The organism is Ruminococcus sp. (genome assembly GCF_019423705.1).
Taxonomy (GTDB): Bacteria; Bacillota; Clostridia; order Oscillospirales; family Ruminococcaceae; genus Hominimerdicola.
In genome coordinates this window covers 172943-179476 of the sequence record NZ_JAHZAX010000006.1, presented here as the reverse complement: position 1 = coordinate 179476, position 6534 = coordinate 172943, and the positions used below count along the sequence as shown (strand labels likewise).

Here is a 6534-nt window from a genome sequence, read left to right as displayed (position 1 = left end):
AGACATTTCAGGAAAGCACCTTTGACGTTTATGCAGGAGATCCAAGCTATGAAATATTCGGCTGGGACGAAAAGCGGCAGTTCTGCAAAGGCGTTGCTGTTGACCTTATCATGCAGTAGGAGGCGGATATATGTATACAACAAGTACAACCGTCTCCTCACGCATCGAAAGCTACTGCCGCACATGGCGTATGTGGCTTGAAAACGACGAGAGCGTAATAATGGGGGACAACATAATGTCCGCTACCAGTGACGTGCAGTCAACGAGCCTCAGTGACGACATAGAGCTTGGTGCAGTGTGCTCACAGTCTTGGGCATTACAGATAAACGATGCTGAAACACGTTTCCTCGGCAAAGAGTATGACCTGTCCCTGTACCTTGCAGACCTCACAGGCGTGACCACCTACTCCACCCTAGAATCCTACACCTACGCAGAACTTTCAAAGCTTACAGTGGAGCAGATAAGCAAGCTTGGAGAGGTGCTTGACGGAGAGCGGATACCCCTTGGGCGGTTTACTTGTGTAAAGTCGAAAAAGTCTGGTGGAAATACTGAGATCACTCTTGCGGATAGGCTGTATTTTTCGGACAAGACCTATGTGCCAAAGGTCAAGCTACCTGCGTGGTCAAAAGCTGTTGAGGATGACATATGCAAGCAGCTTGGACTGCAAAACGGCAACGACTACACCATCCCTGCAAAGCTCCGTGTAAAGGGCGGTGCAAGGCTTTACGGCAAGGGTCACATAAGGCTGAAAACTGCAAACTTCGACTTCAAAATAAGCTCTATACCCAAAGACACCACAATGCGGCAGATGCTCAGTTACATAGCTTCGGCACAAGGCGAGTTCGGTTTTGTTGACCGATACGGCAGATACGTCCGCAAATGGTACGGCTCGAGCGTGAAGATACTGGACAACAACACTATCGACCTGCCAACACTGGGAGAACGTCCGAATATCCTCGCAGGCATTGTCTGCAAGGTCAGCGACAGCGAAACTCTGCGGCTGGGCAACACCACAGGCTCGGCAGGGCGTGTGTTGGAGTTTGAAAATCCATATATGACAATGTCGCTGCTGCGGTCATTGTGGCATAGGATAGGCGGCTTTTCGTGGTATACAACGGAGCTTTTTCACCGCCTTGGCGACCCCCGATTTGACGTTGGTGACGTGATAACATACGTCAGCGAAAGCGGCGAAAGCTACGATATACCAATAACTAACATAGGATTCAATTTTGACGGCGGACTTTCAGCCGATATTTCTGCGGTGGGTCTGAGCGTTGAAGAACAGCTTTAGGAGGAATACAATGGCAGACGATAACGAGATAATGACGGCTGATACGCAGGCGGAGAATACTGCCGATACAGCGGACACAGGTCAGACAGTTGAGGAACAGCTTGCGGCAATGGCTGAACGTATCACGGCACTTGAAAGCATTGTTGGCGAGGACGAATACGAGCTGAGATACTCAGGAGAGCAGGTGGACGAGCTTTTAGACGGCGCAAATTCTATCTTCAAAAGCAAAACTGTGTCGCAGATAATAGCGCTGATGTCAAGGACTTTTCCGCTTGTGATGAAATTCGGCAAGATAACGAAAAGTTTGCAGGTCAAGAACAACACCACCCATTGGTGGTGGAATGACGGTGTTTGTACTCTGCCGGCAATGACTTCACAGCCGTACATATTTGTGTGCTGTGATTGGGGTGGAGCGCATTATAAATCGGCGCAGGTACATTATGAGGTCATAGACAACAAGCTGAGGTTAGACCACCAGATAATCACCAAAGATGACAGCGCAGGTACAAAGACGTTCACAACATACTATTTAATAATAGGCAAGAACACAGGAGGCGGACAGATTGGCTGAGTATACAAAAAATCTTGGACTTAAAAAGCCCGACAGGTCGGACAGGTTCAGCATCGAGGACCTTAACGGCAATATGGATATTATTGACATTATACCTGATATGGCGAGCGGTACCACCGTCCCCGTCGGCACAGCCTACGCCTGGACAGAGGGTTCAGCGGTGAAGGCTGTGGTGGGTGTGGCAAGAACAGCCGCAGAAGGCGTTACCGTGCAGAGCGTGACAGGTGATATGGAATTGGAAGGAGAGGAGAACTAATGGGGATAGAGATAACAAAAACTAATGCATCAAAAAATGGAATGATCTCTGGTGAATCTAATTTTATTGAGTTTATAAAGGCGTTGATATCGGCATACGAATGGTATTCTGCTCCAACATCTGAATGCACCTCATCTGATGAAGATAAAGATTTTTATATTACTGAAAATCTTTATATACGAGTTCACGGAGGCCAATTAAGCGGAACTGGCGCAAATATAACTATTTCACTATGTGGCCCATTTGGAACAAAAAGAGCAATCAGCAGTATGCAGATCGTTGGTTCTAATGACGGACGCTATGTTTTTTTCAGTTGGGCGTTCGGCAAGACAGAGAATGGTTTTGCTTTTAAAGCTAAGTCACAGGATAACAGCTATGATACGACCTTAAATTTTAATTTTTATATTGGTGATTACTCATTCAACGGTCAAACGGCAAAGGGCTGTATATATTCAGACGACAGCGGAAATATCACCGTTGCCACCGCAAAAGGCACAGGCACGATGTCAGCACTTGGCACAACGATAAACGCAGACCGCAAGGCGGTTCTTTCACCTGTGGTGAACACGGCAACAGGCGAGACCTTCAACGACATTTTCATTATGCGCTATTCACCTGTGCAGTACGGCGCAATGGAAGTCGAAGGCAAGGGCGTTTTCCTTTGCGGCAAAACACTCTGTATCAAAGACACCGAGGGGGTGTAATTATGGCTATTGAACATACAACGTTTATTTATAAAACGTATCTGCTATCATCATCCCGCGATTCATTCGTAGCATATCTAAACGCTGTTTTGTCAGCTTATGCTTGGGAAGAAGCTTCAGCGGTCACTACCGGAAATAACCTGTATGAATGTTATGGGAAATACTATTTTACCGCTGACAGCTATGTGAAAATATCTTGTGAGGTTGGCGGCAGTAATTTTTATGTATCTCTTGATATAATTACGCCGACTAATGCAAAAAGAAATTTAACGTCAGGCAGCAGAGTAAATAACATCTTAGCATTGTCTGTTGGCAAAACAAGTAAAGGCGTTTGCCTTTGTGTATATTCAAACTCCGACACTAACGTAAAGAACCGTGACCCACATTTCTACAACCTTTACGTCGGCGATATCACCAAGCTTGACGGCAGCACGGCTAAGGGGTGCGTGTACGTTGCGGACGATAACAGCTATATGGTCGCCACAGACGATGGCATATCATCGGAGGCGACATTCACATCGACCATTGACGCCGCGAAAAAGGGTTATCTGATACCTGTTACCGACTCCACCACAGGGGCGGTGTTCAAGGACGTCTACATGATGGCCTGTGCGCCTGTTCAGTACAACAAAATGAAGATCGCCGACACAGGCACGAAGTACCTCTGCGGCAAGGCTATGTGCATAGCGGATTAGGAGGGATATCATGAAACAGAAATTTGCAAAGCTTATAGACGTCAAGTCTATTGTTACGATACTGCTCACGGCAGTATTTTGCGTGCTGGCACTTCGCCGCACGATCTCGGCGGAGCAGTTCATCACGGTGTTTACTGTGGTGATATCATTCTATTTTGGCACGCAGTCGGCAAAGAAAGGCGGTGACGGCCAGTGACAGAGGCAATAATCGTGGCGCTTATCACGGCGGCTTCGGCGGTAGTGTGTCAGCTTGTCATAGCATCTAACAGCCGTAAGACTATGCAACAGGCGCAATACGATAGTCAGAAGCTGCAATACGATAGTCAGAAGCTGATAGAGTACAAGATAGACAAGCTGTCTGAGCGTGTGGACAAGCACAATTCCGTTATTGCTCGGACTTACAAGCTGGAACAGGATTATGCTTTGATTGATGAGAAAATCAAGGTGGCTAATCACAGGATTGATGATTTAGAAAGGAAGTAATTTTATGGCAAAGACATTTAAGGGTATTGACGTTTCGCAGTATCAGCAGGGCGTTGACTTCAAGAAAGTAAAGGCTTCGGGGGTCAATTTCGTTATCATTCGTGCTGGCTTCGGCAAGTACGCTAATCAGAAAGACCCATATTTCGAGAGCCACTACAAGGCAGCTAAGGCGGCAGGGCTGAAGGTCGGTGCTTACTGGTATAGCTATGCGGCGAGTGTCGAGGACGCAAAGGCAGAGGCTCAGACTTGTATCAACGCTATCAAGGGCAAGACGTTTGAGTATCCGATATACTTCGACCTCGAGGAGCGTTCACAGTTCGCAAATGGCAGAGCATTTTGCAACAGCCTTGTCAAGACTTTCTGCAACGCTCTTGAAAGCGCAGGCTACTGGGCAGGACTGTACATCAGCCGCAGCCCATTGCAGCAATACATATCTGCCGACGTCGCTAAGAGATACGCTTTGTGGGTCGCTGAGTACGGCTCAAAGTGCAACTACGGCGGCACTTATGGTATGTGGCAGTACAGCTCCACAGGAAGAGTCAGCGGTATCAGCGGCAATGTTGATATGGATATCTGCTATGTGGACTATCCTGCGGCTATTAAAGCTAAGGGGCTGAATGGCTTTAAGAAAACCACCAGCTCAACCACAAAGCCGTCTACAAGCACCGCTAAGAAGGTAGTGACTTATACTGTAAAGCGTGGAGACACACTCTCCGCTATCGCACAGCGCTACAAGACTACTGTTGCTAAGCTTGTCAAGGATAATGGTATCAAGAACGCTGACCTCATTTATGTGGGGCAGAAAATTAAAATCAAGTAGGTAGTAAGACAGCCGACAGGGGTTATTCCTTGTCGGCTGTTTTTGTTTTATATAGTGTCAATTTAGTCGCTTTAAGTTGCAATGTTGCAATTGACATTTTGACATCAATCGTTTTTTTTCATAGTATATTAATAATTAATCTTGCTTTAAGTGCTATAGTGTGGATTGCGAAATTTGATCCAGAACTGCCAAAGGAAAGTCCTGATGATAAAGTCATTTCATCAATAGTTGAAAATGAATAGAGTTTTATTCAGCCGTCTCGGACTTTTATGGGTCTGAGGCGGCTGTTTTTGGGTTGGATATTATTTATGATATAATGCAAAACCATGTATAATTTTACTGCTTCTAGGCAAAATACAACTGAGCAAAGCTAAAAACTTGTGAAAAAATCTCAAAAATGCTTGACAAATCTCTAGAAAACGTGGTACAATTAGCTTTGAAAATGGGGGTTTTATTATGTTACTTGAATTCTCTTGCTCTAACCATAAATCATTTAAAGATAAGATAGTTTTTTCAACTGTTGCAGGCAAAGACAATGCATTTGAAGACCGTTTGATGAAGTGTGGCAAATATCGTGTTTCAAAAATTAGTGCAATATATGGTGCAAACGGCTCTGGAAAAAGTAATTTTATTGACGCAATCCAGTTTATGAAATTGTTGGTTATCAACAGTATTAATCATCAGCCTGGAGATGAAATCAGGCAGCAACCGCATAAATTATTAAGTTTTGATGTACCAAGTGAGTATAGTGTACAGTTTGTTGTGAATGGCATAATATACGCATATGGTTTTGCATTACAAAACAAGCTCGTTGTTGATGAATATTTATATTATTTTCCAAATGGTAGACAAAAGAAGATTTTTGAAAGAACTGCAGATGACTACATCCCTGGAGATTCGTTTAAAAATAAATTTGACTCTTGCAAAGATGTCATAAAACCGAATCGTCTATTTTTGTCCTGTGCCGCAAATTTTAGTGCTGTTCAGGAGATTGAAACGGTTTTTAACTTTTTTAAAGAAAAATTAGTTATATATCGAGGCTTTGGTCTTGATAATTGGAGGCAGTATTCTCTTAATAGGATTCATGATGATTCTAGAATAAAGGCTGCTGTACTAACATTTTTGAAAAGTTTGGATACTGGAATTAATGATATCGTTGTTGATATTCAAGAGACAAATATGTCAGTTGATGAAATTGACCCATATATGCCTAAAGAGTTGAAAGCTTTATTAGCAAATCATCCAATTTCAAAGATTGACACTTTTATCCATTATGACAAATTTAGTGTTCGTATTGAAGAAGAATCAACAGGAATTCAAAAATTAATTGAGTTTCTGTGTCCTCTGATAGATATACTTGTTAAAGGCAAGGTTTTATTATGTGATGAAATGGAAACAAGTTTTCATGAATCTGTTTTTGAAAATTTGATAGATATAATAAATTTACTAAAAACTGAAAATAAATCTCAGATAATTTTTACAACGCATGATACTAATATCTTAGATCTAAATATTTTTAGAAGAGATCAGATTTGGTTTACGGAACTAAAAAAAGAGTCACGTTCAACAGATATGTATTCACTTGTTGAGATGAAAAATGTGCGAAAGGATGAAAATATCGCAAAGGGTTATATTTCTGGAAAATATGGAGCCATTCCAATGTTAAATAAAGACATGGCAAGTTTCATTGATAAATTGCAGCAAGAGGAATAGA

The 6534-nt window shown here is 43.2% G+C and carries 9 protein-coding genes; all 9 read left to right on the top strand.

Translation table 11 applies throughout. The annotated features are described in order from the left end of the window. Nucleotides 1-130: 130 nt before the first annotated feature. Nucleotides 131-1291 carry a hypothetical protein gene (locus QZ371_RS06875; RefSeq protein ID WP_295210996.1) on the top strand — a complete coding sequence of 387 codons (1161 nt, stop codon included), beginning with the start codon at nucleotides 131-133 and terminating at the stop codon, nucleotides 1289-1291. Between the two features lie 10 nt (nucleotides 1292-1301). Further along, the gene (locus QZ371_RS06870) at nucleotides 1302-1862 is read left to right on the top strand and encodes a hypothetical protein (protein WP_295210993.1); all 561 of its coding nucleotides are present in this window, start codon (nucleotides 1302-1304) and stop codon (nucleotides 1860-1862) included. Further along, nucleotides 1855-2118, top strand: a complete 264-nt coding sequence (locus tag QZ371_RS06865) for a hypothetical protein (protein WP_295210990.1) — start codon at nucleotides 1855-1857, stop codon at nucleotides 2116-2118. Before QZ371_RS06870 ends, QZ371_RS06865 begins: the two co-directional genes overlap by 8 nt. Beyond that, a complete protein-coding gene (locus QZ371_RS06860) occupies nucleotides 2118-2822 on the top strand; it encodes a hypothetical protein (RefSeq protein WP_295210989.1) in 705 nt (234 codons plus the stop codon). The genes QZ371_RS06865 and QZ371_RS06860 overlap by 1 nt, the downstream gene beginning before the upstream one ends. A gap of 2 nt (nucleotides 2823-2824) precedes the next feature. Continuing rightward, on the top strand, nucleotides 2825-3517 hold the full coding sequence (locus tag QZ371_RS06855; RefSeq protein ID WP_295210985.1) for a hypothetical protein: 693 nt from the start codon (nucleotides 2825-2827) through the stop codon (nucleotides 3515-3517). Between the two features lie 10 nt (nucleotides 3518-3527). Next, entirely contained in the window at nucleotides 3528-3713 is a 186-nt protein-coding gene (locus tag QZ371_RS06850; protein WP_295210983.1) for a hypothetical protein, read from the top strand. After that, nucleotides 3710-4000, top strand: coding sequence for a YopD family type III secretion system translocon subunit (locus QZ371_RS06845; RefSeq protein ID WP_295210981.1), 291 nt, complete (start codon nucleotides 3710-3712; stop codon nucleotides 3998-4000). The genes QZ371_RS06850 and QZ371_RS06845 overlap by 4 nt, the downstream gene beginning before the upstream one ends. 4 nt (nucleotides 4001-4004) lie before the next feature. Then, nucleotides 4005-4820 carry a GH25 family lysozyme gene (locus QZ371_RS06840; protein ID WP_295210978.1) on the top strand — a complete coding sequence of 272 codons (816 nt, stop codon included), beginning with the start codon at nucleotides 4005-4007 and terminating at the stop codon, nucleotides 4818-4820. 456 nt (nucleotides 4821-5276) lie between these two features. Further along, nucleotides 5277-6533 carry an ATP/GTP-binding protein gene (locus QZ371_RS06835; protein WP_295210976.1) on the top strand — a complete coding sequence of 419 codons (1257 nt, stop codon included), beginning with the start codon at nucleotides 5277-5279 and terminating at the stop codon, nucleotides 6531-6533. Nucleotide 6534 lies beyond the last annotated feature (1 nt).

Coding starts and splice junctions, on each gene's coding strand:
- QZ371_RS06875 (WP_295210996.1), top strand. CDS start 131: ATGTATACAACAAGTACAACCGTCTCCTCACGCATCGAAAGCTACTGC.
- QZ371_RS06870 (WP_295210993.1), top strand. CDS start 1,302: ATGGCAGACGATAACGAGATAATGACGGCTGATACGCAGGCGGAGAAT.
- QZ371_RS06860 (WP_295210989.1), top strand. CDS start 2,118: ATGGGGATAGAGATAACAAAAACTAATGCATCAAAAAATGGAATGATC.
- QZ371_RS06855 (WP_295210985.1), top strand. CDS start 2,825: ATGGCTATTGAACATACAACGTTTATTTATAAAACGTATCTGCTATCA.
- QZ371_RS06850 (WP_295210983.1), top strand. CDS start 3,528: ATGAAACAGAAATTTGCAAAGCTTATAGACGTCAAGTCTATTGTTACG.
- QZ371_RS06840 (WP_295210978.1), top strand. CDS start 4,005: ATGGCAAAGACATTTAAGGGTATTGACGTTTCGCAGTATCAGCAGGGC.
- QZ371_RS06835 (WP_295210976.1), top strand. CDS start 5,277: ATGTTACTTGAATTCTCTTGCTCTAACCATAAATCATTTAAAGATAAG.